Raw genomic sequence first — 21,987 nt, 5'->3', positions numbered from 1 at the left:
TCACAGCAACGACCGCGGGGGCAGCCCCGTGTTGCAGTAATTGATCCCGAACTCGATGGTCTGCTTGCGCGGCGCAGCAACGCCAGGCAGCTTCACACCCTCCTGCCAGAAGAGAACCTTCAGACGGCTGCAACCCGGCTCGCGGTAGCGCTTCTCCGTCGAGACGTCGATGTAGATCGGGGAGGTTGCTTCGAAGTGCTTGGTGATCGCGTCCGCCATCTCGCCCGTCAGCACGCCGTGGGCCGTGCCATCGGAAGCCTGCAGTGCCGCCAGCAGCACGGGCCGGGCGTCGGGGACGGGCGTGCGAAACGGTTCGGCCCCGGCGGTTGAGGAAAGCGTCAGCATGGCCACAAGGCATGCGGCTGAGAAGCGCGTCGCTCTGTTCATTGGCATCTCCCCTCGCCGTAGTAGCAGTTGCTCGCACGGCCGGCAGCGCCGCCCTGCATGGCGCCCACGTTGGGCATGTTCGGCACGATGGACGCGTAGAACTCGGTCAGGTCCATGCGCGCGAAGTCCAGGCTCTGCAACTGAGCGATCGTGAAGCCGGAGCAGTCCGGTGCCCGTGCCATTCCCCACCATTTGCCGATCTGCTGGCGGCCCTGTTCGTTGATGATCCGTGCCAGGACGGAGTTGAAGCAGCACTTGTTCGTCGTGTGCGTGATGCAGGAAACGCAACGTCCGAGAATCCGGATGCAGGAAGAGCAGTAGGTGCCAACGGAGTGGCACAGCCGAGCGCCCTCCTTCATCGCGAGCTTGCCCTCCTCCTCGTCGCAGGACAGCGCCGCCATCACGATGTAGATCACGATGGCGATTACCAGGGACCAGGGGTCGAAGGCCACGACAACGCTTTGCCCGGAATAGAGCACGGCCGATCCCGCCGGCAGGGCGGTCCCATTCACCGCCACGGTGACGCCATAGCTGGTGAAGCTGCCGCTGAAGCCGCCACCCATCAACAGCGCCTGCATGCCCTGGTACAGGAACTCCCGATTGCCCGAGTTCATCAGCGCGTCGAAAACCAGCCGGGAGCCGACGCCGAACATGCTCTGGTTGGTCATGCCCGAACCAGCCGGGTCGCTGCGGCAGCAATTGGTGAGCAGGCGGTCGCGGCAGCGGTTGGCCTCGCCCTTGAATACCTGGAGACTGTCCGTGTCCAGGTACACCGCGGCTTCACGTGCGGCCTCGAGGAAGGACATCGAGCGCGCGAAGTCCGCGTCGCTCGTGTAGGTCGTGTTGAAGCAACTGCCCGCAACGCAGAAGACGTCGGTCGGGCAATTCCGTGCGGTCACCGCGGAGGCAGATGCGACCGGGCAGGTGTAGGTATTCTCGGTCACCTCGCACACGCCCGTGGCCGCATTCATCTGGCGGCAGACCGTCCCTGACGGCGTGCACCCTGAAGCAGCCAAGGGTGCACATTCGTCGGTGGGGCTGCCGAATTGGCAGGACAGCGACGTCTCGTAGCGCCAGCAGGCGCGTGTGACCTGTGCACCGTCGACTTCCTTCGTGCCGGGTCCGTCCGCACACCGAGCCGCCCCCGTGATGGCGCAGCGGCCATCGCTGGCCAGTGCTGGGCATTGGTCATCCCATTGGTCCGACTCGGTGACGGTGGTGTGCGGCCGCTCGAAACTCAGCGCCATCTGGGGGATGGGGCCGTAGAGCGGATTGAGTCGGAAGCCCACGACCGGCCGGCTGGAATGCGTGGTCCAGTAGTAGCCAGCGACCGTCCCTGTCAGGTCGGTGCCAAAGAGGGTGGAAGGGCGCGGGGTCGGCGCGTAGCAGGTCGCTTGGTCGAGGTAGAAAGTCTGGCTGCTGCCGCTGTCCCCGCCGCTGTCGACGGTGTAGGCGATGTTGTTGCCACTTTGCGTGCCGGCGGGGCAGGCGGCATACACCTCATGGAACGGGCGCTCTGTGGTACAGACAGCGTCGGAATCGCCTCCTCCGCCCGTGCAGATCTGGCGGTGCTCCTGAGCGATGAAGCCGGTCAGATGGCAGTTGTCCCCGCTGCACTGGTTGTTGACGATCCATACGCCATTCGGGCCGCCAGCTGGCCAGGCCGGGGTGGGCAGGTCGGCCACACGGCGCGGGAACACGAGTGCTGAGTTGGCGTCCACGTCGAAGAAGGCGACCGGCACACCGCCGCTGGTGACCCGCATGCGTTGCGCGGACGGCGGTTGGTCGGGTCTGCACTGGATGGCGATCGACGTGCTGCCGGAGCTGGATTGGGCGAACCACTCGCCTGGCGAGCAGCTGCTCGTGCGCGAGATCGACACGGACAGGGTCCGCGCGCAGGACTGGGCGGTGGCTCCCGTGTACTGGCGGCAGACCCGCGTTTCGGACGTTGGGGTGGCGACCGTGTCGACCTGGCAGCCGCTGTAGTAGCTCGCGATGTCCTCCAGCGCCGTCGACGGATTGGCAGCCACCCGGCGCGCGCCCAGCACCGCAGGGTCGTAGGGAGAAATCGCCTCGCGCGGCGTGTTGGCCGATGCACGTGCGCCCAGCAGCGCCTGGCACACGGGGTCGTTGGGTGTCGTGGCGCATGCAGCGAGGCGTGCGCTGGTCTGGCCGGACAGGTTCGGTTGGCCGTGGTAGAGCCGCTCAGGTGGCGTTGTGGTGTAGCCGGGCACCACGGTCGACGCGTCCGGCGCGTTGATGTTTCCTCGGGCGAACGGGTTGGCTGCCTGGCCGGCCGCCGTGCCCTCCGCGTGGGGGCCGACCTGGGCTGTGGCATGTGTCAGGACAAAGCAGCTCAGGGTGATCCAGACGATGGCACGCTTGGCCAGGCCTTTCAGACTGCCATTGGCTTCAGGGTGGACGTGCGCCGACATGGGATGCTCCTACCGCTTTGGTGCGTCCGACCGACCAAGCCGGGCCAGGAAAGGTGCCGCCTCAGCCGTGAATCCGGGGGCGGCACGCTGCATGTGTTCCAGCGCGTAGTCCAGGCTGACATCACCCGCCACGCGCAGGTAGCCTTCGGGTGGTGCGCAGGTCCCCGCAGCACAGGACTCGGGTCGCGTGCCATCGCGCACCAGCACGAAGCTGGGGACACGCGCAATGGAAAAGCGGTCGAAGGCCTGAGGATCGATCTGCACGGCGACCTGACGCTTGCCGATGAGCCCCTGCACCTGGGCCACGGTCTCGCGCAGCGAGCCCTGGGCGAAGCCACGAAGGATGACGGAGGCGCGGGCTCGCGCCGCCTGGTCGACCAGCTTCTCGAGGGCCGGGCGGGGCATGGAAAGGCTCACGAAGACGAAGAGCCCGGGGCCGCTTGCCAGGCCTTGCGCAGCGGCCATGGCGTCCGTCTGCGATGCGTAGCCGCGCGCCAGGGCCTCGAGGTCGATGGGCGTGCGCGTCGCTGGCTGCGGGAGCGCGTCGATCGATGGGCCACGCGGAGCCTGGGAGGACGTCCCGGTCTGGGGCGCGGGCACTTGCACGGTCGCGTTGTGCTTGCGGCGCGCGGCCTCGATGTCCTGGTCCGTGACGGCAGGCTGGCCCTTGCGGGCGCGCTCGATGTCTGCGTCGGTGATCACGGGCGTTTGCGCGGCGGAAACCCCTGCGCAAACGAGCAGCGCGAAGCCGATGAGGCGGTGTGGAAGTTCAGTAGCCGACACAGCAGTTCCTTTTCCTGAACAACATGAAGGCGAAGTCTTCGCCGCGTACGGGGTATTCCTTGCCGGCGCCCCACATCACGGTCGTGCGCCCGAAGGGCTGGCAGCACTTGCCGGCTTCCTTGGCCGTGTTGGGAATGGGGTGGGTGAGTTGCGTCTTGTAGGCCGCCTTGTCCATCACCGGCGCGAAGTAGGGGCCGCACAAGCCCGGCTGCCCATGCCAGCCCCACGCGATCAACTCGCGGTGCATCTTTGCGGTCAGGCGCTGCGCCATGAGCGCGGCAGTGCGTACGCCCCCCATGTGGTACGGCACGTGGCCATTCATCGGGTAAAGCCCGCCCTGGCAGCCCGCGCACCAGAAGAGCTCGCGGATGCCGAAGCCGACCGAAGCTGCCACGCAGTCGGCCGCGCAGGCGGCGATCGCCACCGGGTTGGCGAAAAGGGCGGCGTCCGGGTTGATGATCAGCGTGAGCTCGTCGTCGGCCCACAGGGGGTCGACCTCGGTCAGGTAGGCCAGATCGAAAGAGCCGCGCTCCAGACAAGGGAAGTCCGTCACGACTTCCAGGTAGTACAGGACCGGGTTCACGTAGAAGTGCGCCTGGTAGAAGCTGCCACCGTCGCCATCGGCCTCTGGGCGGGTGAATCGTGCGGCCTCGGGTGCCGGGATGCCGGGGTCCAGGTCGATGCCGCCGAGCGAGGTCAGGCAGAAGGGCTTGCGCACCGCTTCGACGTGGCGCGCGGGCTCCCAGAAGCCGACCGACAGGCCGATCACCGGATTGACCCCGCAGGTGCACAGCGGGCTTGAGGGGTTGTCGATGTCCTCCTGGTCGCCGAAATTGCCGATGCGTGCGCCCCCGATGCTGATGGGCAGGATGCAAGACCAGCAGATGTCCGTGATCGGGTTCGGGAACTTGCCGGTGCAAGTCGTGGCGCTGGCGGCAGCGGAACCCAGCATCACGCACAAGGTGAGCAGCCATCTGGCGAGACGGTTGGTGGCTCGCGGGATCATCGGATGACCTCCATCTCGTCGATGCGCAGGCGCTTGCCTTCCTGGGACACGAGGGCGGGCACCTGGGTGATACCCAGGCGGCGCGTGAGCAGACCTTGCTGGTCGTAGTACACGGGGATGCGCCAGGACTTCATCAGGTCGAGGTACGAGCCGCCCGTGAGGATGGGCTTGACCTTGCCCTGGTAGTGCGCCATCAGCTCACGGGCGCGCCGCACCTGACGGGTGTCGCGCGCGTCGAAGAACAGCAGGTGACGCGTCATGGAGACCACGTTCAAGGGGTTGGCCTGTGTGCCCGCCGCGAACAGCAGCTCCCCCTTGGCGCCGAGGATGTTCTGGTCCAGGGTGTACGTGGGGTCGTAGTAGAAGGTGCGAGGAGCGGCTGTGGTGCGCACGCCAGCGACGGGCGTGGGCTGGCGGACAGAGTCCGTGCCTCTCTGTCGCGCCTCCTGCTCGATCCGTGCGAGCTCGCCCGATCGCTCCTTCTCGCGCAGGCGCTGCTCGATCATCTGCAGCAGGTGCGGCTCGGCAATCTCGTAGGTCGGTCCGACCGTGCCCAGATCCGTGGCGCGCGCCATCAAGGGGCAGAAGATCCCCACGGCGCTCAGAGCGGTCCATGCGGACAGCGCCAGGCGCGCGAACCTGGCCGGCGAGTGCGAAGGACGCTTCATTGTGATCCTCCCTGCGGGCATCGGACCTGGGTCACGAGTTGTCGGCGGGCCGATGGGTCCTTGGTGTGCGCGGCGCGGATCAGGCCCATCAGGACCGGATCGCCGGCGTCCTGCGACATCGCGAGGCGCAGCTCGGCCGTGTTCAGCTCGCGGCCACAGCGCAGACGGGCCGCGGCCAGGTAGGTGCGCGCGCCATCCTCAGCGGCCGGGGCGATCTGCCGCAGTAACCCAAGGTAGTCCGCCAAGGGCATTTCGTCGGCAAGAGAAGACGTCTGCGGCGCAGAGTGGGCGGTTGGCAGAGGTCCGCGCGCAGGGCTGGTCTGTGCGGACGCCAAGGAACAGAGCGCGAACAACACCGCGTGCAGAAGGCACAGGCGCATGCGGCCGCGAGCTTGGGTACGTGGTTGGCGGCCGGATTTGGTAGCGACCATGGGCATCTCCTTCAGAACAGCGGCACCACGACGCCCAGCACCTGGTCGGCGCGCACCAGGCCGCTGGACCGATAGCGGGAGTCGAAGCTGTCGGGGCTGGTGCCTTGCACGTAGTAGTGCCCGGCGGGGATGACCATCGCGTCGATCGGCGCCAGCGGGTGACGGTCATGCGCATGCGTCTTGGCGATTCCCACAGGCTCGCCGTTGACGTAGACCAGGCGCCCTTGCACCGTCACGACGTCGCCGGGTAGTCCGCGCACCATCTTGAAGAAGGGCTGGCCGCGAAGTCCGCGGTACTGCTCCTGCGCTTCGCCGGCGAACGAGAACACGATCAGGTCGCCGCGCTGCAGCGCGGCGTGGCCGTACTGCATCAGCGCCATCCGATAAGGCAGGCTGGGCGTCCAGTTGAAGAGCACCGGCACGCGCGGTGTCGGATCGATGAACAGTCGCGCGTACGCGAATCCCCAGATGGCGAAGACCGGCACGTACAGATACCACCGGCGGCGCATGTGCCGCAGCAGCTCCTGAACGTCTCGGCGGCGCCGGGACGCCCAGCCCGAGGGCTCAGGGTCATCGCGACTTGCGGCATCCGGTGGGGTGGCGGTGTCGGCGTTCATGGCAGGTCCACCTTCCGGCGTAGCGCCGGCGTGAGGTCCACGGCGTGCGGGCTGCCAGCCACTGCGGTGCGCAGCACCACCAGGCAGCCGCATTCCCGCGGAAGTTCGTCCAGCGCGACGGGCAACCTCTGCGAGAAGCTGCGGGCCATGGACAGGGCCCGTTCGCGCTCGCCCTCGGATCCCGCGCCGGAGGCGGCCGTGAGCAACTGCGTGAACTGCGCCTCTTTGGCCCGGTACACCTCCGACAGGTCCACCACGCCCACGACCAGCGCCGGTCGAACGACCCAGCGGTCGTAGGCGGCGAGGCCACTGGCCACCAGCAGGGCCGTGAGGCCCGCGTGAAGCAGCATGGCCTTCATAGCGCATGCCCCCGCTGCCGCAGCAGCTCGGTGATCGCCTCGTCGATGGACAGGCCCTGCGCGCGCAGGGCGTCGATGGGGGCGTTGTCCTCGAGCTTGTTCGAGAACAGCAGGTGTGTCGCAGGGTCCAGGATGTTGCGGGCGACGCCCTCGCCGACGGGCGAGGAGATGTAGAGTTCGGAGAAAGCCCCAGCTTCGGTGCGCAGCGAATTGAGCAGGCGCTTCTTGGGCTCGTCCATGCTGAGCCGGCCCTTGCGGTCCAGCATCTCGATCGACTCGGGTTTTTGTCGCAGCAGGAACACCCAGTCGGAGCAGTTGAAGGCCGCCTCCATCTGGGCACTGCCGTAGTAGTCGTCGGCGCTTTGCGTCGCGGTGCCCAGCGCGCCGCCATACTTGCGTGCGCGGCGGGCTGCCTCCTCGACCACGGCAGCCTTGACGGGATCGTCGGCGCCGATGTCGCCAAGCTGCTGCTTCAGTTCGTCGATGAAGAGTACCTTGCGCCGGTTGCGCGTGAGGTACATCTCGCCGGTGATCTGGTGCAGCAGCAGGATGTTGACCACTGCGTGCAGGTCGGGGCGGCGCTTGAGTTCCTCGTTCTCGATGACGATGAAATCGTTGCTGAAGTCGACGTTGGATTTGCCTTCGAAGAACCTTTCATACTGGCCACCCTTGGCGTAGGGGTTGAGCATGATGGCCAGGTCCTTGATGCGCTGGTCACCGTTGACCCCGAGTTCTTCGATGGTCCCAGTCTTGAAGGCGTCGCGCAGCCCGGTGATCGTGAGGTCCTGGCCGTGCGCTCGCCAGAGCTTGAGCACCATCGCCGAGATCGCCTTGTACTGAACTTCCTCCAGCGTGTGCTGCATCGAGCACATCTTGGCGATGCCCGGCACGAGCATGTCGATGTCTTCGTTGATGTCCTGAACGATCGTGAACGGGTTCAGGCAGATGTCCACATCGGGCCGGAACTCGATGTAGGTGCCCTGGGCCTTGCGGCACAGCTTCTCGAAGGAGCGGCCGAGATCCAGCATCCAGACCTTCGCACCGATGGCGCGGTAGGACCATGCCAGCTCGTTCATCAGCACCGACTTGCCACTGCCGGGCGCGCCGATGATCGCGAAGTTGTAGTTTCCGAGATCGTTGTCGAACAGGTCCAGCGTCATGACCTGGCCGCGACGGCCGCCGAAGACCAGGGCAGGCGTGCGCGTGCCGCGCCATTCAGCGATCAGGGGCGCCATGTGGATGGCGTTCGACAAGGTCTTGCGCGTGACCCGGCGCATCTTGCCGAGGTCCTTGTGCATCCTCGGCGTCAGCGTCATGGGCAGGCTGGCCAGCAGCGCCTGGCGGTGCATGTACGCGTCGGCATTGAGCTGGAAGCCGCGGGCGCGCCAGATGGCGTTGGCGGCCTCGTGCGCCGAGGCGGCCTTGTCGGGGTGGGTGAAGATCGCGAGCTGGTGGTACAGACTCACCAGACTGCCGCCGGTGTCGATCGCGTTGGCCGCGGCGGACCAGTCGTCGAGCTTCTTGCGCACGTCGGGCATGACGTCGGCCATCTTCGATTTGGCGTTCTGCGTGGCGCGCACGTGGTTCGCGGTGACGATGGACTTGGTGGCGTTTGGATCGAGGATGTGAACGCCCAGCGTGATCAGGAAAGGCGCGCTGTACTGCAGCGCCGGCTGCATCAGATCGCCGATCAGCGAGCCCATCTGCCACAGGGCGAAGCGCTCGGGAAAGCTCTTGATCGAATAGAAGCGCGCTTCCAGCACCTCGGCGCTGGTTTCCTTCCAGAGCGTCAGGCCGCTGGGGTGCGGATCCTGGATCGTGTCGAAGTCCACGATCTGGTCGCGGATCTCCCGGCCGTCGTCATAGTGCAGCCAGCGGTCATCGTCGAAGTTCAGGTCCTCGGCGTCGGAGTGCGCGATCCGGTCGGGGTTGGTGAACAGCGCGCACCAGTTGATCAGGTCGGCCGCATCGCAGACGCGGTTGGGCAGCATGGCGGAGCGCAGCGTGGCGGCCATCGAATCGCGCAGGGTGAGCAGGGCCTCGCGCTTGTTCAGGTCCGCCGCATCGCCGGGGACACACACGCTCAACATCAGGCGGAAGTCGCGCAGGGTGTAGTGGAAGCCCGAGGTGATCGAGGTCTGGGTGCCGCGCAGCAGGTGCTGCACGCGCTGGCGCGCCAGCTTGCGAAACAGGTTCTCGTTCGGCACGGGCCGTCCCCAGGCGCGCGCCTTCTCTTCCTGATCGTCGTCCTCCACGCGCAGGTTGGTGTACTGGCGCAGCTGGTGCCGGATGTGCGGCGAGGCGAACAGGTGGAACTGCAGGCCGGTTTCGGCCGGGCAGTTCGCGTAGAGCGAAACCAGCACCTCCGACATGCGCTCGTCGGCGCCGGACTGCGGCATGACCTCCAGCATGAAGCCCATGCCATCGCGGTTCACGAAGATCTTCTCGCCGGCCAGGTAGGCGGAGTACGGCAGCCAGCCGGCGAACTGCTCTGCCGGGGTGTCAGAGGGAAGGCTGAAAGGGAACAGCGCACCGCCGTGCGGTGCACCGGAACCTGGTTCGGTGGTGGGAATGCGCATGGCGGCCTCACTGGGGACGGGAGCCCAGCCCGGACGGCGGGCGGGTGAGCGAAGGAAAGGCGCCGAACGGAGAGGGCCGCTGTACCGCCGGATCCGCGGGGCTCGACGATTCCGTGTCGGCCGCAGACGGTTGCGACGATGCGCCGGCGGCGGGCGCTGGCGGTGGACGAAGTGGAACGTACTGGTCGCGGATACGCTGGCGCACGTGGTCGATCTGCCAGCGCCCGGCATCCACCTGCACGTACACGAAGCCTTGGTCCCAGAGGTCGCCGTCGGCGTCTTCCCAGGGCTTGGTCCACAGGCGCAGGACCCGCGACTGCGAGCGCAAGGCCAGATTGGCCTGTCCGTCCGGACCCGGCAATGCGACCGCAGGAAGGGTTCCGGTGACGGGCTGACGTGCGGGCGCGGCGGGAGGCGTGGGGGCCTCTGGGGTACCCGTGCTCGGCGGCGCAGCACGACCCCGCTGGCTCGGCAGGTTGTTGTGCACGGCGTTGGCGTAGGTCCCCGAGACCGAGTCGCATGCCACACCCTCGGGGGCGGCGCACGCGTACTTGGACTCGCCACTGAGGCCGGACATGTTGACGCAGCCGGCCAGGGGCAGCAGCAGGGCGAGGGCGGCTGCGCGGATGGACCTGATCCTCATGGCCTTTTCCCCGCCGCCGCCGCTGGCTTGGCGCTGGCCACCCGTGCCGCTTCGGTGAGCTTGGTCTCGAGCACCGAGCGGCCGACATAGCCATCCGTGCGCGTGCCGTCCGCCCAGAAGAGCGTGGGCGTGCCCTGGACGCCCAGGCGGCGCGCGAGTTCGAGGTTGCGCATGACCGGGTGCTCGCAGTTCGCATTGGGCTGCAACTGGCTCGCGTCCGCCTGCAGCATCCATTGCCGCCAGGCACGCTCGCGGTCGGCGGCGCACCAGATGGAGATCGGGCGCGCTTCGCCTTGAAACGGGACGAGAAAGGTGTAGACCGTCACGTTGTCGACGCCGGCGAGCTCCGGCTCCAGCTGCTTGCAGTAGATGCAGTTCGGGTCGCTGAAGACGGCGACCTTGCGCTGGCCGTTGCCGCGCACGGTCTTGATCGCGTCGGCGAGCGGTAGCTGGTCGATGGACACGGGCGCCGTGGAGACAGACTGCGACTGGAGCTGTCCGCCTTGGTCGGCGTTGCGCTGCGCGATCCTCGGACCCGTCACGTCGCGCATGCTCTGCGTGTCGAACAGGCGCCCGAAGATGAAGAAGCGCGGGTTGGTGGCCGCAACGTACGCCACGTTGCCGCTCATCCAGACCTCGTAGATGCCGTCGACGTCGGTGCGGGACACTTCGCTGAACTGCGTTCCCGGGTGGGCCTTGCGCAGGCTTTCGAGCAGCTTGGTTTCATCGGGCGTCGCCGCGAGAGCGGGCGCCGAAGCGGCCAGCGCAGCCGACAACGCAAAGACCAGGGCTGTTGCGTGTGCGAGGTGACGCAGGGGACGCCGGGTGCGCAAGACGGGGCGCACGGATTCAGTAGTTGCCATCATCGGTGGCCTCCAGGTAGCGGGTTTCAGGGGAAAGGACGCGGCGGCTGCCGCGATCGCTGGTCGAGAGAGCGGCGGTCATCGGCACATCGATGCGCACGCCCTTGGTAATCACGACATCGATCTGGCGGCCGGCGTCCACTTCGATGACGGGGAAGGTGTTCTCGGCCAGCTTGATGTAGTACTGCGCGAGCCTGTCGAGCGCTTTGCCTACCCCCTGGCCGAGGCCCGCGCGATACGCATCGGCATTGCTGTCGGTGCTGGCGATCGTGCCCAGCGGCGAGCTGCTGTAGCTGGTGTTGGCCGTCGAGAGGCCCTGGCCGATGCCGCTCACCACGCCGGCCAGCAGGGCGTTGGCCAGCATCTGCCCCTGCTTCGTGACGAGGCGGCCGCGCATGCCCACCTTGCCGTCCTCGCCGTAGACCGAGCCCTGGATGCGTACTTCCAGCGTGGCCCCGTCGGCGCGCACGCAGGACAGGTTCTCGGTGCGCAGGTAGGCACGCTCGGAGCTGATGTCGCCGTAGCCCGCGGCGATCACGAAGCACTCCCGGTACTCGCCGCGGAACTGGTTGGGCAGCACGCTGTTGTCCGAGAGGCGGATCAGCACCGGGTGCGGGTTCGACTGGGACTGACCACCCGTGGGGGCATCCAAACCGCCGAGGAGTACTCCTCGCGTGAAGCTCACCGGGAGGAAGGTGGAAACCGTCTTCGGTGCGGCGGATGACGTGGGGGAGCCGTCGGCGCGGGAATTGCCGTCGTGGCCGGCAGCGGCAGACGGACGCGAGCGATCCGCGAGTGTCACGCGCGAGATCACGGGCGCGGGTGGAGCCGGAGGCGCCAGTTGCGCCGGCGGCTGGAATGTGGGCGGTCCGGCGGGCATCGCACCGGGCCCCGAGGGCGGCGCGGGAGGCAACCCGGTCGCAGGTGGCATGGCCGTCGGGCTCACGGGCGCGGGCGTCGGGGCCGGCGGCGTCGGCGGGGGAGTGGGCGCCGGGGCCTGCTGGCTCGAGGTCAGCCGTTGCTCAAGCTCCGCGAAGCGCTGCATCGTGCGGGACTCGAAGGCCTGCCGGTCCTTGTTGAGCCGGCCCTGCTCCTCGCGCTCGGTCTCGTACTGCGCAAGCTTGCGGCCCGCCGTGCCGACCCATTGATCGACCGGGTTGACCTGGCCGCCGGGCGGCATCACCCCGATGTTCGTCACGTCGCCGGGCTGCGCCTGGGCGGCGCGACCATTGTGTGGTTGCGTGCTCGGGGCCGAGACGCTGAAGACCAGCCATAGCAGGCCGATGCCGCCGCCCAGGATGGCGGCGAGCAACGCGTACTGTCGCTGGCGCGGCGAGAGCCGGTCCAGCGTGCCGCGCACGGCGTAGCCAGGGGGGCGTCCCGCGCCGGGAGGTGTGGACGGTGTGCTCATCGCGCACCTCCCCGGCGAATCACGTAGATGCTGGTGCTCTCACCCGGGCGCAGGTTGTGGTTCTCGATGGCGATGCCGGCGACCTCTCCACCTGCGCGGCTGTCCGGGCGATCGAACTCCTGCTCCGCGAGCACCATCGGCGCGGTGCTGATGTTCTGCAACGCGTACTTCTCGCCGACGAAGCCGCGCCCCTCGTACTTGCGCAGCAGCGTGAAACGGGACTCGGCCCAGAGCTGGATGGGGCGCGAGGTCTCTTCGACCTTGACGTCCGGTGGCACACGGTCCGAGGCCATGGCCACCAGCAAGGCCTTCATCGTGCGCACGTGGTTCGGCGCTGGGCCCGCGGGGACGGCCTCGGCGACGGGCAGGCGCAGTGCCTGGGGCGTCTTGTCCCGGATGACGATGGTGTCGGCCGGCGTGTCGGAGCGCCGCAGCAAGAGCGTGTAGGTCGCAGTGGCCGACGAGACGAACAGGTTGATCGGGCGGGTCGCATCGCCGACCGGCCGGATGTAGACCTCACCCTTGTCCCTGTCGCACTCCACGATGACGTCGCCGGCGGGATTGACCGCCGATGAAGACAGCGCGGTTGGCGATGCCAGGCCAGGTGTGCTGGACGGAACCCCCGGCGACGCGGGGGCGGGCAACGGCGATGCACCGCACTGGCTCGAATGGATGTTGCCGAACACGTCGGTGATCGGCGAACCTTCGATCCGGATGCGCGTCGGCTCCTTTTGCGAGACGATCGCCTCGACGGCCACACCATCGCTGGCTTCGAGCACCTGCAGCGCGTGGGCCTGCAGGCCGAGGGAGAGCGCAGTCACCGCCAGGATCCGGCGCGCTGCTGGCGGCAGGTGCTTCCACCGGCGCGACGGCGCTTGAGCGCCGGGCAGCTGCGCAATCGGCGAGAGCGGTCGGAGGGAGACGGGGCGCAGCATGGTGCACGGGGTGTCGGCATCGCGCCGCCCCCCGAAGGCGAGTTCATTTCGCCGCATAGGGGACCTCCTTGAATGCGAGGACGTGCATGCGAGCGCCGGCGTGGCCGAACTCGATGCGATAGGCCTTGAGGTCGTTGGCGGTCTCGAAGCCGTTGACGAGGGTGCGCAGCCGGCCCCGCACCACCAGCGACTGGGTGTCCTCGCTGGCGACGAGCTGTTGCGGCGCGAAGGCCGTGACTGCGTTGATGCGCTTGAGGCGTTCGGCCTCGACTTCCTGACGGGTCTTGAGCGCACCGTACTGCGCAGGGTCGACGTAGCCGAGGAGGATGTCCTTCTTCCAGTCGATCGTGCTGGGCGTGACGTCCAGGATCAGCCACGCCACGAAGCTGCCCATCTGCTCGAGGTACTCGGTCGAGGCCTTGTCGCCGCTGACCCAGAAGGTCTTGTTCAGCGTCGGGGGAACGACGACAGTGCGTACCGTCCCGAGCAGGTTGAGGATGACGATCAGCGCGAGGAACAGGCCGGCGGCGAGCGCGCCGACCGCGAGTCCCAGGCCCCGGTTGCGGCGGCGCAAGTCTTTGAGGTCGCCGCTGAGTCGATCGAAGTCCATGGCGGTGCTCCGATCAACCCACCATCCGGCGGATGTGCGAGGGCGGCGTCGCACGCATCGACGTCACTGGGTTCGTCGGCAGATGCCAGTAGAGCCAGTGGATCGCGAAGGCGGGGTGCTTGTCGGCCTTCAGGCGCGAGATCCAGCGCGAGACGGCGATGCCTGCGCCCATGCAAACGGCGAATGCCAGCTTGCTCGAGGACAGATAGCCGATGAAGAACGCGAGCAGGATGGGGGCGGCGACGTCGACATCCCAGAAACCGATCTTCCAGCTGTCGTCGAGACGCCGCGGGATGTAGGTGTCCGCTTGCATGTGGGCCTCCGGGATATCGACGCGCCGGGGCTCAGACGACCGCGCCCATGATCGCGCCGGCGATCACGAGGCCCACCGCTGCGAAGATGGCCAGGCCGACGTAAAAGAGCACCGGCCCGAAGTTGCGCAGCGCGGACAGCGAGATCAGCGCGACGACGAAGCCGACGAAGCCCACCAGGGCCTTGATGCCCGGACCGAGGTCCGCGATCTGGGTGAGCGCGGACGTGAGCGGACCCGTGATGCCGGTGAAGGCCACGAGGTCCAGCGCGTGGCTCGGGAAGGCGAGTGCCAGGCCGACGAAGGCGATGACGAGAAGGCAGAAAAAGCCGGCGAGCTTGCGTGCGGGCGAACGCAGCGAGGCCGGGGTGGGCGTGGACAGGACAGCAGTGCTCATGTGAAATCTCCAGCAAGGGAAAAAGGAAGACCGGTTGCAGGTGATGGATCGGGTGGCGTTGCTGGTGTGTTCGTCGGGTTGGAAGCGGGTGGACTCGGTGGCGATGAAGCGCCACGGCCGCGGCGGGTGAATGCGTCCGTGGTCGATCAGGGCGGGTCATCAACGTCGAGCCAGTAGCGGATCTCGACCCGGCGGTTGCGAGCTCGTCCTGCCGGGCCGTCGTTGGATTCGATGAAGCAGCACGCCCCTTGCGCTTCGACCCGCACGCGCGAAGCAATGCCAGGGGCGAGGGCCACAAGTTCGCGCAGTACGGCCTGTGCGCGGGCCTGCGCCAGGGAATCGTTCGCGGCGGCGGGACCTGTGCTGTCCGTGCGCCCGTGCAAGGAGATGTCCTGTGCCCGTGCCAGCTGAGGAGCAACCTCGCGCAGTGCAAGTCGTGCGGCCGCACTCAGGTGCGCGCTTGCGAAGGGGAAGTGAACGGACAACTGTTGGAGCTCGGACGCATTCGGGGCGGCTTGCGCCGGGCGTGCCGGGGCGCTCGAGGCCGCGGTGGCTCGCTCGCCTTCGCTGGCGGCATCCCGAACCGCTGCAGGCGCGACGTGCTCCATCCGCGCGATGGGCGGCGGGGGAGAGGCGCCGGTATCCGGTCCCGTCGTCATGGTCTTGGGCGTGCGCTGGGGGCAGGCCACTCCCTGGCACAGCTGGAACGCGGCCTGACGGCCGTGGCCGTGCTGGGCCAAGCGCGCCGGTTCAATGGCCGCCGGTGCCATTGCGGGATTCGGCGGAGGCGGCGGAGGTTGCGTCACGGCACATGCACCGATGGCCAGGCACGCAAGGGCGCTGCTCGATCGCCAGCGTGCGGTAGGCTTGTGCCGTGTCACGGCGCCACCCTCACTCGCAGCGCCTGCCGGGCCGTTGCGACAGGGGGCGCCGATGGTGCTGGGCGGGCAGCCGCCTTGGGCGATGCCGACGGCAAGTGCCGGTACACCTTCCAGGCGTAGGTGGCACGCGCCTGCGTGCATGCATCGCCCTTGAGCTGGCTGCACGCCGCGTTGTAGGCTCCCACTGCGTTCCAGCTGACGCCGTGGCGGGCGAAGCTGTCGGCCAACAGCCAGGCGCCGACCTGCAGGTTGATGCAGGCGTCGTACAGGTCTGCCTCGCGAATCCCGAAGCCGGCGAGCTTGGGCAGGTGCCGGCTGTTGATCTGCATCAGGCCGATGTCATAGCTGCCGGTGCGCTTCTCGTGCGACCGGTTGACGGCCTTCGGATTGAGGCTGGATTCGGTGCGGGCGACGGCGTACAGCAACTCAGGCGCGACGCCGTAGCGTTGCGCGGCCGTGTCCCAGCACGGCGCGGCCAGGACTGGCGCGCTCAAGAACGCGGCGAGCACGAAGAGGAAAGCCAGACGCATCGAAGACCCCCAAGGTGTTCAGAACCAGCCAGGCCCAGCAAGGGCGCTAGGCGGCGACGGGGTAGGGACCGGCGAGCCGGTCAGGGTCTAGAGCGGGTGATGCGGGTGGGTCGGGCGCGGGCCCGACGAGGTCGGTGCGGGTGCGCGGCTGCGCGCCGCGGGTCTATAGGAGCGCTATCGCCGCTGCCGATGGCCTTGTGCGGCCGAGTGGCGCTCCACCATGTTGTGGCGGGCCTGGCGTAGCACGGCTGCGCCCGACTCGTCCTCCTGCTGACACAGTGCGACACAGGAGGTGGTCAACTGATCGAGCTGGAACTTGGGGTTCGGGTGCCGGTTCGCCGGCGAACACTGAAGGTCATGCAGCAGCTCGTACTGCGGCCGCCACAGAGACTCCCGTCGGCGCGGCGTCGTCGGCGATCGCATGACCAGCGCCGTACCCAGGAAGCCGAAGATGCGCTCTGCCGCATCGTCACGGCTGAAGATGATCGCCACGCAGGCGCTGAGCAGGTCGGGGATGCGGAAGGTCGGCGCCACGTTGTCGCTGCTGCGTAGCAGCCCGTACAGCCAGTTGTGCTCCTCCATCCAGAGCCGGGTCTCGACCACGTCGCTGGTGTCGGGGCCACCCGCATGCGAGTGGCCTGGAAAATGGGTGTTCGGCATGGCAGTCAGCATGAAGTCGGTCCTCGTGTCCTGGGATGCAATGAACACGCTCATGAGCGCATGCACGAAGGTTAGAGATGCACGTCCCACGAGTCCCGACGCAATGAGGCCTTTTTGGGGGGGATTTCGCCATCAGCCCGAAATCGGAACCGTCGACGCGTCCTATGCAGTCCCACAGCGTCCTACCTGAAGGAGATCGATGGAGGTGAATGCGGAGGTGGTCTGAGCTGCGCAGCACCGCTCATGTCCGCTGAACCGTCTACGAGTCGTTCAGCGGTAAGGTCCGGTGGCGGGACCCATTTGCGTGGTGTACCGCGTTCGCGATGGCCGCACCGGCTGAAGGCGGGATCTGCCGCTTCACTTGCGATCTCTTTCACTCGCTATGCCGGCTGTGGGTCAGGAATCGGCCTCACTGGGCAGGAAGACCGGGAGACCGTCCACGGCTGGGCCCTCGACATCGAATAGGAGCCAGGCAATGCCGGACTGCTCAGCCAACTGCGTGAGCAAATCAAGGTCGCCCTCCACGGGGATGCGCTGCCGCGGCGATCCGACAAACACCAGCCCTCCCACTTCCGTGGGATAGGCGTTGACGGACAGGGCGTTGCGTCGCAGCAGGTCGCGCGTGGTGGGATGCAGGTGCCACAGCGAGAGCGAGACCAGTGGCTCGGCCAGTTCGCGCAGGCGTGTGCTCATGTCAATGCTCATGAAGAAGCCGGTCTGGTGCGGGGTGTCTTTCTCACAGGCCCACTGCTGAATGTCGGGTGGAAATGTGGAAGATCGTCCGTGGTGTGATTGGCATCATATACCCACCATGCGGGTATGCCTATTACCTCGCCTCGGCACGCCAACGACCCGGTGCTCACCGCACTGGGCAGTGCCATTCGCCGCAGCCGGCGCGCGCGAGGAATCTCTCAGGAGGAGCTTGCGCACCGCAGTGCGATCGACAGGTCCTATATGAGCAGCATCGAACGCGGCGGCCAGAATCCCGGGGTCATCTCCATCGCGCGCATTGCTGGCGCGATGGACATGACCATGACCGAACTGATGGCAGAGGCCGAGTTGTAGCGAACTTGCTTTGTGGTGGCGTCGTCACGCCCGGCGATGGAAATGGGCGATGGCCAGCCCGAGCAGCACGGCCACCGCGACCGGAAAGCCGGCGAGTGCCATCGGATGCATGGACACCGGCAGCACGAACGCGATCACCATGGCACACAGCGTGATGATGAGCAACGAACACCACACGGCAAACAGCTCGGGATCGTGCTGCAGGAACTCCTTCGAGCGAATGACGCGTACGAGCGCGCCGTCGGTCCCGGCCACCAGCACGAGTGGCAGCAGCCACGGCAGCCACTGAAGCAGCACGGACAGCCGGTAGCTCGCCAGCATCAGCAGCGCATCGACCGAGCGGAAGTAGGCGTTGTTGAAGAGCCGCTGGTTGACCGAGGCCATCTCGGAGGCGACGGCGCCATTGACACCCGGCGTTCGGGGCATGTCCCGCAGCGCGGGAATCGGACTTGCCTCGGCTGCACCGGATTGCATCCGCATGGCGCGGTCCAACATGGCGAATGCCGGCTCCGTGCCCCAGAAGCCCATGGCCGCTTCGTGCTCGCTGCGCAGTTGGTCAAGAAACCGCTCAGGGGGATGTGCCGAAGGGACATAGAGCACCAACACAAGGAGCGCCACCAGCGAAAGCACGGCCACAGCGCGGATCATGCTGGCCTCGCTTCAGGCGCGTTCGATGCGGCGACAGCGCCTGCATCCGGATCCAGGATGGGAAAGCGGCCCTTGATGATGCGCCCCCCGGACACCGAGGCGAAGTACTGGAGGTTCGGCAGCTTGCCCAGGATGTCGGCTGGCACAACCTCCTCGAAGCTCTCGGTGAGCTGGGTCGAATAGCTTGAAGAGAAGTCGCCCAGGTGCGCATCGGCACCGTGGCTCAGGCCGACACGCATGGTGTGGATCGCGGTCTTCCCGAAGGTCTCCACCACGAAGTCTTGCGTGGGCCGATCCTTGGTGCGCAGTGCGATGAGGTTGTTGAGGTTACCGAGCGCCATCCGGGCCGCGTCCTCGCTGCCCAGTCGTCGCGCCAGGTCGGCCAGCGTCTGCATGGCGCAGGTCGCGAAGATCCCGCCTTCGGCGCCCTTGTTCAGAATCTCGATCAGCGGCTGGTTGATGACGTTGCTGACTTCATCGACGAAGAGGGCGATGCGTCGGTAGGTTCCCAGGTTGTAGCGCATGCCGGCGCGTGCGGCCTGGTCGGCCAGCGCCAAGGCGCCTATGGCCGATGCAACAGAGGGGTCGGGCAGCGAGTCCAGGCACATGTAGAGCACATGGCCACCGCGCTCGATCTTCTCGAAGTTCATGATCGGGCGCAGATCGTCCGCGTCGAAGGGATCCGGGGAGAGGCTGCGCCCGAGATCGCCGGAGGTCAGCATTGACAGGATGGGCAGCAGGTTGGCGGTGATCTTCTGGTAGTGCTCCCTGTTGTGCCTGAACGTCCGGACCTGGGCATCCAGCACTTTGTCGCGCTGGTTCTGCGCCACCTGGTGCTCGTAGTAGGCGACAAAGGCCATCAGGTCGGCACTGGCCGCCTCGGAAGGGCGGCGCATGTTTCCGCGGTGGGCCTCGTGCAGGAGCTTGCGCATCTCGGGTTGCTCGCGCCAGGCGCTGCCCAGCAACTGCTCGTAGAAGCGCCGCAGCGACGCCTCCAGCACAGGCTCGATCCCACCCTCGATGTACTTGGTCAGTTTGATGAGGTTGGGCCGCTCTTCCAGTTCGACCAGCCCTTGCACCACCACGTTGACGGCGTCCCAGCCGAAAGCGGAAAAAGCGCCGGCCGTGTCGGGCGGCATGATGGACTGGATGCGTGAAGCGATTTCGGTCGGCTTCTGCCAGTTGAAGGTGAAGTCCAGCCTCACGCCCCGATCCGGGAAGGCAGGGTGGAACTCCATGAAGGTATCCGCTTCCCGGTAGTCCTCGCAGGCGCGTTCGACGATGCGCTTGAGCCGCCGGCTATTTTTCGGGTCAACCACGATGACCACATCGCCCCGGCGCACGGCCTGGGTGATCAGGTTGGCCAAGGCGACACCTTTGCCGGACTGCGTGGTGCCCACGAGCAGCGTCCCACCTTCGAAGTTCTGCAGCGGCCGGTGCAGAGGGTGCTCGCGCGGTTCGACCCCGTGGATGTAGGGCAGGCCAATCTCGGCGTCGGGCTGAGCAGCATCGCCCTGGCCGAGCGCCTTCTGGAGCCATCGGGGAACGGCGAACTCGCGGTAGTCCACCTTGGACAACTCGTAGAGGCGCTGCGCATGCACGGGTCGCCACTCGAAACCGAATCCGAGGAAGACGTGGGCGGGATCCGTGCACAGGCGGGCCAGTTCGTCCGTGGTCAGGACCTGGATGCGCCGCCCGCCCAGAGATCCGCGCAGGCGCAGAATGCGCACGGCTTGCCAGAGCCTGCGCACCGCCATCAGCAGGCAGGCTGCCGCCAGCAACAAGGCCGGCATGGCGGGCAGGCGGCCAGTGGCCCCGACGACCGCGAAGTACAGCATGGACGCCAACCAGATGATCCCGGCGTGGGCTTCGAACGCGCGCCGCCAGGGCATCTCATAGCGTCGCACCAGCATCTCAGGGTCTCCCGGGTGGCGTGTCTTGGGGGGGCGTAGCGGCCAGCTCTTCGGCGACCGTTGCGAACGCACGTGGATCGATGCCGTCCACGTGCGCGGGTATCAGGACCACGCCGAGAACCGGGGCATCGCGAACGTCGCGAGAGACGGTCGGTGGCCCGCTGGAGTGCGCCCGCCAGATCATGCGCGTGTCGTTCAAGGCGCGGATGGCGATGCCGGGCTGAACCCCGCGTCGCTCGAACTCGTTCAGCGGAATGAAGACCCCCTCGGCCACGGTACAGACATCGGACGCCCGGGCGCTATCGTTCAGCGTCGCCACGATGTCTGCGAGCGCTTGCCGCACGGCGGGGTTCAGCCGCATCGGGGCTTTCAGCGCGATGGCGATTGGGGCCGCTTTGGCGGCGATGGCAGGAGGTAGCGGGTCCGCCGGTGGCGACGACGATGGCGCACCTGCCGCGGCACGGTCGCCTTCAAGGCCTTCGGTGGCCGCGTCCGTCTCGGTCTCCAGCAGGGACAATTGCTCGGCCGGCACGGGTGACACTGGCTCGCGGGGTGCCTTGGCGGTGGAGCGGGGCGCGGCTTCCTGTGGGCCTTCGGCCTGCGCCGGCGCCTCCGGGGTGGTTGCCGCCGCCTGAGGACCCGATCGGGAGGGACTGGGTGGCAACAGGCTGGCCGTCAATGGCGCTGGCGCGGGATCGAGCCCCGTGAGAAGGATGGCCGCGCTCGCGAGCTTTACCGCGTCGATCGTTGCCTTCGCCCCCGGCGGCTGTATCGACCAGGTCTGCTTGCTGGCGTCGGGCCCCTCGAACACACCGGCCTCCAGCAGCAAGTCCAGCAGGGTGTGGGGTGATTTCGGAATACCCGCCAACTGGTCGGTCTCCAGCAGTGCGAGAACATCCTCGGCTGCGCCTGGCCAGACCAGGAAGAGGCCTTCGGGTCCAATCCAGACTCGGCTCTTGTCGCGGTTGGGCGTCCATGAGGAATGCCCTGCAGCGAGCCTGCGAAGGGCATCGACCAGATAGCGCTCGAGGTGGGAGCCGTACTGGGGCTTGCCGTAGCGATCGGCGCTGGCGAGCAGATTGCGGTCCACGACCAGCGCCATGGAGCGTCGCACCAGTTCGTCCAGCACGTTGTGCTCCCGGTACTGCGGTACGCCCGCGATGCTGGCCATGAGCTGCGGAATCACGATCGAGTTGCCGTCGCCCAGCATTTGCATCACTTCCCTTGGGATGACATGGGGCAGCGCGAAGAGGCCCAGCCCTCGGGACTCGCGCGCGTTGCTTCTCCAGCGCACGAAGTAGCGGACGCTGGCCCGTTGCTCGAGCCAGGGTGCCAGGCCGCCCAGGAAGGGTTGCCATTCCTCGCCCGCCGCCGTCGTCACGATGAGGTGGCTCAGCGTGCGGTGCACCTCACAGCACAAGCCGCCGATGAAGGTGGCGATGCGCCAGCGCGGTTCGAGCTCGCGCCGTTCGGAGATGGTCGCGCGACCCGAGAAGATGTGTGCGTCCGTGCCCTGCAAGCTGAAGAAGGCGGTCTCCAGGCCGAGCTGCAGCAAGCCACCGGGGGCACGGAAGTAGTTGTCCGCCGTGGCGGGAAGCAGATGGACGAACCGCGCGTAGCCCTGGACCAGGGGCATGAGGTCGCGCTCGAAGGTGGCGCGGTCGGCGCCGAAGCACAGCTTGATCCGCCCGAGCAGCGCCTGATGGGCGCTGAGGACGGCCTGGATCGACATGGCTTCGAACCCGGGGTCCGAGGATGCGAATGCGCCTGGGGCTGGTGTGATGGTCGGGTCGGCCGTTGCCATGGATGGATCTCCGCGGCCCTGTGGGAACGTGGGCGCATGGAAGATCCATTCT

24 protein-coding genes are annotated in these 21,987 nt (G+C 67.3%); 1 reads left to right on the top strand and 23 read right to left on the bottom strand.

Features of this window, described 5'->3' with window-relative positions:
- The 20 genes from ACTIF6_RS22385 to ACTIF6_RS22290 all read right to left on the bottom strand — a co-directional run bounded on the left by ACTIF6_RS22385 (window position 1) and on the right by ACTIF6_RS22290 (window position 17,198).
- On the bottom strand, window positions 1-387 hold the full coding sequence (locus ACTIF6_RS22385; RefSeq protein WP_439589985.1) for a hypothetical protein: 387 nt from the start codon (window positions 385-387) through the stop codon (window positions 1-3).
- Window positions 384-2,822 (bottom strand): type-F conjugative transfer system mating-pair stabilization protein TraN, encoded by a 2,439-nt coding sequence (gene traN / locus ACTIF6_RS22380; RefSeq protein WP_244387133.1) that lies wholly within the window; start codon window positions 2,820-2,822, stop codon window positions 384-386. Before traN ends, ACTIF6_RS22385 begins: the two co-directional genes overlap by 4 nt.
- Window positions 2,823-2,831: 9 nt before the next feature.
- The gene (gene trbC / locus ACTIF6_RS22375; RefSeq protein WP_244387131.1) at window positions 2,832-3,524 is read right to left on the bottom strand and encodes a type-F conjugative transfer system pilin assembly protein TrbC; all 693 of its coding nucleotides are present in this window, start codon (window positions 3,522-3,524) and stop codon (window positions 2,832-2,834) included.
- Between the two features lie 67 nt (window positions 3,525-3,591).
- Complete coding sequence (locus ACTIF6_RS22370) at window positions 3,592-4,611, bottom strand: TraU family protein (RefSeq protein WP_425164685.1); 1,020 nt, start codon at window positions 4,609-4,611, stop codon at window positions 3,592-3,594.
- Window positions 4,608-5,279 (bottom strand): type-F conjugative transfer system protein TraW, encoded by a 672-nt coding sequence (gene traW, locus ACTIF6_RS22365; protein ID WP_244387130.1) that lies wholly within the window; start codon window positions 5,277-5,279, stop codon window positions 4,608-4,610. The genes ACTIF6_RS22370 and traW overlap by 4 nt, the downstream gene beginning before the upstream one ends.
- Window positions 5,276-5,524, bottom strand: a complete 249-nt coding sequence (locus tag ACTIF6_RS22360) for a hypothetical protein (RefSeq protein WP_439589984.1) — start codon at window positions 5,522-5,524, stop codon at window positions 5,276-5,278. Before ACTIF6_RS22360 ends, traW begins: the two co-directional genes overlap by 4 nt.
- 197 nt (window positions 5,525-5,721) lie before the next feature.
- The gene (traF, locus tag ACTIF6_RS22355; RefSeq protein WP_244387127.1) at window positions 5,722-6,219 is read right to left on the bottom strand and encodes a conjugative transfer signal peptidase TraF; all 498 of its coding nucleotides are present in this window, start codon (window positions 6,217-6,219) and stop codon (window positions 5,722-5,724) included.
- 104 nt (window positions 6,220-6,323) lie between these two features.
- On the bottom strand, window positions 6,324-6,677 hold the full coding sequence (locus ACTIF6_RS22350; protein ID WP_439589983.1) for a hypothetical protein: 354 nt from the start codon (window positions 6,675-6,677) through the stop codon (window positions 6,324-6,326).
- 5 nt (window positions 6,678-6,682) lie between these two features.
- The gene (gene traC / locus ACTIF6_RS22345; RefSeq protein ID WP_244387124.1) at window positions 6,683-9,265 is read right to left on the bottom strand and encodes a type IV secretion system protein TraC; all 2,583 of its coding nucleotides are present in this window, start codon (window positions 9,263-9,265) and stop codon (window positions 6,683-6,685) included.
- A 7-nt stretch (window positions 9,266-9,272) separates the two neighbouring features.
- Window positions 9,273-9,908: a TraV family lipoprotein gene (locus tag ACTIF6_RS22340; protein ID WP_244387123.1), complete on the bottom strand. Its 636-nt coding sequence runs from the start codon at window positions 9,906-9,908 to the stop codon at window positions 9,273-9,275.
- Window positions 9,905-10,774: a DsbC family protein gene (locus tag ACTIF6_RS22335; protein ID WP_439589982.1), complete on the bottom strand. Its 870-nt coding sequence runs from the start codon at window positions 10,772-10,774 to the stop codon at window positions 9,905-9,907. The genes ACTIF6_RS22340 and ACTIF6_RS22335 overlap by 4 nt, the downstream gene beginning before the upstream one ends.
- Window positions 10,758-12,131 (bottom strand): TraB/VirB10 family protein, encoded by a 1,374-nt coding sequence (locus ACTIF6_RS22330; RefSeq protein WP_439589981.1) that lies wholly within the window; start codon window positions 12,129-12,131, stop codon window positions 10,758-10,760. Before ACTIF6_RS22330 ends, ACTIF6_RS22335 begins: the two co-directional genes overlap by 17 nt.
- Window positions 12,132-12,178: 47 nt before the next feature.
- A complete protein-coding gene (locus ACTIF6_RS22325) occupies window positions 12,179-13,174 on the bottom strand; it encodes a type-F conjugative transfer system secretin TraK (protein WP_244387119.1) in 996 nt (331 codons plus the stop codon).
- A complete protein-coding gene (gene traE / locus ACTIF6_RS22320) occupies window positions 13,161-13,727 on the bottom strand; it encodes a type IV conjugative transfer system protein TraE (protein WP_244387118.1) in 567 nt (188 codons plus the stop codon). The genes ACTIF6_RS22325 and traE overlap by 14 nt, the downstream gene beginning before the upstream one ends.
- 13 nt (window positions 13,728-13,740) lie before the next feature.
- A complete protein-coding gene (gene traL / locus ACTIF6_RS22315) occupies window positions 13,741-14,040 on the bottom strand; it encodes a type IV conjugative transfer system protein TraL (protein WP_244387116.1) in 300 nt (99 codons plus the stop codon).
- A 31-nt stretch (window positions 14,041-14,071) separates the two neighbouring features.
- On the bottom strand, window positions 14,072-14,434 hold the full coding sequence (locus ACTIF6_RS22310; RefSeq protein ID WP_244387115.1) for a hypothetical protein: 363 nt from the start codon (window positions 14,432-14,434) through the stop codon (window positions 14,072-14,074).
- Between the two features lie 146 nt (window positions 14,435-14,580).
- Window positions 14,581-15,240 (bottom strand): OmpA family protein, encoded by a 660-nt coding sequence (locus ACTIF6_RS22305; RefSeq protein WP_439589980.1) that lies wholly within the window; start codon window positions 15,238-15,240, stop codon window positions 14,581-14,583.
- Between the two features lie 71 nt (window positions 15,241-15,311).
- Complete coding sequence (locus ACTIF6_RS22300; RefSeq protein ID WP_244387114.1) at window positions 15,312-15,845, bottom strand: lytic transglycosylase domain-containing protein; 534 nt, start codon at window positions 15,843-15,845, stop codon at window positions 15,312-15,314.
- Between the two features lie 174 nt (window positions 15,846-16,019).
- The gene (locus ACTIF6_RS22295) at window positions 16,020-16,559 is read right to left on the bottom strand and encodes a hypothetical protein (protein WP_244387113.1); all 540 of its coding nucleotides are present in this window, start codon (window positions 16,557-16,559) and stop codon (window positions 16,020-16,022) included.
- A 342-nt stretch (window positions 16,560-16,901) separates the two neighbouring features.
- A complete protein-coding gene (locus tag ACTIF6_RS22290) occupies window positions 16,902-17,198 on the bottom strand; it encodes a hypothetical protein (protein WP_244387111.1) in 297 nt (98 codons plus the stop codon).
- Window positions 17,199-17,324: 126 nt separating this feature from the next.
- Here ACTIF6_RS22290 and ACTIF6_RS22285 point away from each other — a divergent pair, with 126 nt between their 5' ends.
- Window positions 17,325-17,570: a helix-turn-helix domain-containing protein gene (locus ACTIF6_RS22285; RefSeq protein ID WP_244387110.1), complete on the top strand. Its 246-nt coding sequence runs from the start codon at window positions 17,325-17,327 to the stop codon at window positions 17,568-17,570.
- Between the two features lie 24 nt (window positions 17,571-17,594).
- Here the strand turns inward: ACTIF6_RS22285 and ACTIF6_RS22280 are convergent, their stop codons facing one another.
- Genes ACTIF6_RS22280 through mobH form a run of 3 tightly spaced genes read right to left on the bottom strand, consistent with a single transcriptional unit; the run spans window position 17,595 to window position 21,935 of the window.
- Window positions 17,595-18,218: a DUF4400 domain-containing protein gene (locus ACTIF6_RS22280; protein ID WP_244387108.1), complete on the bottom strand. Its 624-nt coding sequence runs from the start codon at window positions 18,216-18,218 to the stop codon at window positions 17,595-17,597.
- A complete protein-coding gene (traD, locus tag ACTIF6_RS22275; RefSeq protein WP_439589979.1) occupies window positions 18,215-20,131 on the bottom strand; it encodes a conjugative transfer system coupling protein TraD in 1,917 nt (638 codons plus the stop codon). Before traD ends, ACTIF6_RS22280 begins: the two co-directional genes overlap by 4 nt.
- 1 nt (window position 20,132) lies before the next feature.
- Window positions 20,133-21,935: a MobH family relaxase gene (gene mobH, locus ACTIF6_RS22270; RefSeq protein WP_244387105.1), complete on the bottom strand. Its 1,803-nt coding sequence runs from the start codon at window positions 21,933-21,935 to the stop codon at window positions 20,133-20,135.
- Window positions 21,936-21,987 lie beyond the last annotated feature (52 nt).

The organism is Hydrogenophaga sp. (assembly GCF_051860785.1).
Classification (GTDB): domain Bacteria; phylum Pseudomonadota; class Gammaproteobacteria; order Burkholderiales; family Burkholderiaceae_C; genus Hydrogenophaga.
Note: the sequence above shows the minus strand (reverse complement) of the source record. Positions and strands in the feature narration are given on the sequence as shown.

What these genes read in the sequence shown, in the direction of transcription:
- traC (WP_244387124.1), bottom strand. Translation starts at nt 9,265, where the DNA reads ATGCGCATTCCCACCACCGAACCAGGTTCCGGTGCACCGCACGGCGGT.
- traE (WP_244387118.1), bottom strand. Translation starts at nt 13,727, where the DNA reads ATGGACTTCGATCGACTCAGCGGCGACCTCAAAGACTTGCGCCGCCGC.
- ACTIF6_RS22385 (WP_439589985.1), bottom strand. Translation starts at nt 387, where the DNA reads ATGAACAGAGCGACGCGCTTCTCAGCCGCATGCCTTGTGGCCATGCTG.
- traW (WP_244387130.1), bottom strand. Translation starts at nt 5,279, where the DNA reads ATGAAGCGTCCTTCGCACTCGCCGGCCAGGTTCGCGCGCCTGGCGCTG.
- ACTIF6_RS22350 (WP_439589983.1), bottom strand. Translation starts at nt 6,677, where the DNA reads ATGCTGCTTCACGCGGGCCTCACGGCCCTGCTGGTGGCCAGTGGCCTC.
- ACTIF6_RS22335 (WP_439589982.1), bottom strand. Translation starts at nt 10,774, where the DNA reads ATGATGGCAACTACTGAATCCGTGCGCCCCGTCTTGCGCACCCGGCGT.
- ACTIF6_RS22310 (WP_244387115.1), bottom strand. Translation starts at nt 14,434, where the DNA reads ATGAGCACTGCTGTCCTGTCCACGCCCACCCCGGCCTCGCTGCGTTCG.
- ACTIF6_RS22340 (WP_244387123.1), bottom strand. Translation starts at nt 9,908, where the DNA reads ATGAGGATCAGGTCCATCCGCGCAGCCGCCCTCGCCCTGCTGCTGCCC.
- mobH (WP_244387105.1), bottom strand. Translation starts at nt 21,935, where the DNA reads ATGGCAACGGCCGACCCGACCATCACACCAGCCCCAGGCGCATTCGCA.
- ACTIF6_RS22285 (WP_244387110.1), top strand. Translation starts at nt 17,325, where the DNA reads ATGCCTATTACCTCGCCTCGGCACGCCAACGACCCGGTGCTCACCGCA.
- ACTIF6_RS22280 (WP_244387108.1), bottom strand. Translation starts at nt 18,218, where the DNA reads ATGATCCGCGCTGTGGCCGTGCTTTCGCTGGTGGCGCTCCTTGTGTTG.
- ACTIF6_RS22300 (WP_244387114.1), bottom strand. Translation starts at nt 15,845, where the DNA reads ATGCGTCTGGCTTTCCTCTTCGTGCTCGCCGCGTTCTTGAGCGCGCCA.
- traL (WP_244387116.1), bottom strand. Translation starts at nt 14,040, where the DNA reads ATGCAAGCGGACACCTACATCCCGCGGCGTCTCGACGACAGCTGGAAG.
- ACTIF6_RS22370 (WP_425164685.1), bottom strand. Translation starts at nt 4,611, where the DNA reads ATGATCCCGCGAGCCACCAACCGTCTCGCCAGATGGCTGCTCACCTTG.
- ACTIF6_RS22295 (WP_244387113.1), bottom strand. Translation starts at nt 16,559, where the DNA reads ATGAGCGTGTTCATTGCATCCCAGGACACGAGGACCGACTTCATGCTG.
- traD (WP_439589979.1), bottom strand. Translation starts at nt 20,131, where the DNA reads ATGCTGGTGCGACGCTATGAGATGCCCTGGCGGCGCGCGTTCGAAGCC.
- ACTIF6_RS22290 (WP_244387111.1), bottom strand. Translation starts at nt 17,198, where the DNA reads ATGAGCACACGCCTGCGCGAACTGGCCGAGCCACTGGTCTCGCTCTCG.
- traN (WP_244387133.1), bottom strand. Translation starts at nt 2,822, where the DNA reads ATGTCGGCGCACGTCCACCCTGAAGCCAATGGCAGTCTGAAAGGCCTG.
- ACTIF6_RS22325 (WP_244387119.1), bottom strand. Translation starts at nt 13,174, where the DNA reads ATGCGGCGAAATGAACTCGCCTTCGGGGGGCGGCGCGATGCCGACACC.
- traF (WP_244387127.1), bottom strand. Translation starts at nt 6,219, where the DNA reads ATGCGCCGCCGGTGGTATCTGTACGTGCCGGTCTTCGCCATCTGGGGA.